Consider the following 2657-nt stretch of genomic DNA (forward strand, 5'->3'; position numbering starts at 1 on the left):
ACGGTCGTTGCCTCAGAACCAACACAGTGGACGCGAGCCTCTATGGACAAGCCCTCGGCCTATTAGTACCGGTCACCTCCACACCTTGCGGTGCTTCCAGATCCGGCCTATCAACCCAGTCGTCTACTGGGAGCCTTACCCCATCAAGTGGGTGGGAGTCCTCATCTCGAAGCAGGCTTCCCGCTTAGATGCTTTCAGCGGTTATCCCTCCCGAACGTAGCCAACCAGCCATGCCCTTGGCAGAACAACTGGCACACCAGAGGTTCGTCCGTCCCGGTCCTCTCGTACTAGGGACAGCCCTTCTCAAGACTCCTACGCGCACAGCGGATAGGGACCGAACTGTCTCACGACGTTCTAAACCCAGCTCGCGTACCGCTTTAATGGGCGAACAGCCCAACCCTTGGGACCGACTCCAGCCCCAGGATGCGACGAGCCGACATCGAGGTGCCAAACCATCCCGTCGATATGGACTCTTGGGGAAGATCAGCCTGTTATCCCCGGGGTACCTTTTATCCGTTGAGCGACGGCGCTTCCACAAGCCACCGCCGGATCACTAGTCCCGACTTTCGTCCCTGCTCGACCCGTCGGTCTCACAGTCAAGCTCCCTTGTGCACTTACACTCAACACCTGATTGCCAACCAGGCTGAGGGAACCTTTGGGCGCCTCCGTTACCCTTTAGGAGGCAACCGCCCCAGTTAAACTACCCATCAGACACTGTCCCTGATCCGGATCACGGACCCAGGTTAGACATCCAGCACGACCAGACTGGTATTTCAACGACGACTCCACCACCACTGGCGTGACAGCTTCACAGTCTCCCAGCTATCCTACACAAGCCGAACCGAACACCAATATCAAACTGTAGTAAAGGTCCCGGGGTCTTTCCGTCCTGCTGCGCGAAACGAGCATCTTTACTCGTAGTGCAATTTCACCGGGCCTATGGTTGAGACAGTCGAGAAGTCGTTACGCCATTCGTGCAGGTCGGAACTTACCCGACAAGGAATTTCGCTACCTTAGGATGGTTATAGTTACCACCGCCGTTTACTGGCGCTTAAGTTCTCAGCCTCGCCTGAACGAATCCAAGCTAACCGGTCCCCTTAACGTTCCAGCACCGGGCAGGCGTCAGTCCGTATACATCGCCTTACGGCTTCGCACGGACCTGTGTTTTTAGTAAACAGTCGCTTCTCGCTGGTCTCTGCGGCCACCCCCAGCTCAGGGAGCATGTCCCCTCACCAAGCGTGGCCCCCCTTCTCCCGAAGTTACGGGGGCATTTTGCCGAGTTCCTTAACCATAGTTCACCCGAACGCCTCGGTATTCTCTACCAGACCACCTGAGTCGGTTTAGGGTACGGGCCGCCATAAAACTCGCTAGAGGCTTTTCTCGACAGCATAGGATCATCCACTTCACCACAATCGGCTCGGCATCAGGTCTCAGCCCCAAGTACGACGGATTTACCTATCGCACGGCCTACACCCTTACCCCGGGACAACCACCGCCCGGGATGGACTACCTTCCTGCGTCACCCCATCACTCACCTACTACCAGATCGGATCACCGGCTCCACCACTCCGACCTCGTCCGAAGACTCAGCCGACGGCTTCACGGGCTTAGCATCACTGGATTCGATGTTTGACGCTTCACAGCGGGTACCGGAATATCAACCGGTTATCCATCGACTACGCCTGTCGGCCTCGCCTTAGGTCCCGACTTACCCTGGGCAGATCAGCTTGACCCAGGAACCCTTAGTCAATCGGCGCACACGTTTCCCACGTGTGAATCGCTACTCATGCCTGCATTCTCACTCGTCAACCGTCCACAACTCGCTTACACGGCTGCTTCACCCGGCAGACGACGCTCCCCTACCCATCCCAGCCTCCGTTGAGAGTATGTACTGGAATGACACGACTTCGGCGGTACGCTTGAGCCCCGCTACATTGTCGGCGCGGAATCACTAGACCAGTGAGCTATTACGCACTCTTTCAAGGATGGCTGCTTCTAAGCCAACCTCCTGGTTGTCTCTGCGACTCCACATCCTTTCCCACTTAGCGTACGCTTAGGGGCCTTAGTCGATGCTCTGGGCTGTTTCCCTCTCGACCATGGAGCTTATCCCCCACAGTCTCACTGCCGCGCTCTCACTTACCGGCATTCGGAGTTTGGCTAAGGTCAGTAACCCGGTAGGGCCCATCGCCTATCCAGTGCTCTACCTCCGGCAAGAAACACACGACGCTGCACCTAAATGCATTTCGGGGAGAACCAGCTATCACGGAGTTTGATTGGCCTTTCACCCCTAACCACAGGTCATCCCCCAGGTTTTCAACCCTGGTGGGTTCGGTCCTCCACGACCTCTTACAGCCGCTTCAACCTGCCCATGGCTAGATCACTCCGCTTCGGGTCTTGAGCATGCTACTGAAACGCCCTCTTCGGACTCGCTTTCGCTACGGCTACCCCACACGGGTTAACCTCGCAACACACCGCAAACTCGCAGGCTCATTCTTCAAAAGGCACGCAGTCACGAGACAAGGACAAATCCTCGTCCGACGCTCCCACGGCTTGTAGGCACACGGTTTCAGGTACTATTTCACTCCCCTCCCGGGGTACTTTTCACCATTCCCTCACGGTACTATCCGCTATCGGTCACCAGGGAATATTTAGGCTTA

Annotated in this window: 1 rRNA gene; it reads right to left on the minus strand. The window is 56.6% G+C overall.

Features of this window, described 5'->3' with window-relative positions:
* Window positions 1-42: 42 nt before the first annotated feature.
* Window positions 43-2657: ribosomal RNA gene (locus GFH49_RS01435) — 23S ribosomal RNA — on the minus strand; the annotation flags it as partial.

Source organism: Streptomyces blattellae, assembly GCF_009709555.1.
GTDB classification, from domain to species: domain Bacteria; phylum Actinomycetota; class Actinomycetes; order Streptomycetales; family Streptomycetaceae; genus Streptomyces; species Streptomyces blattellae.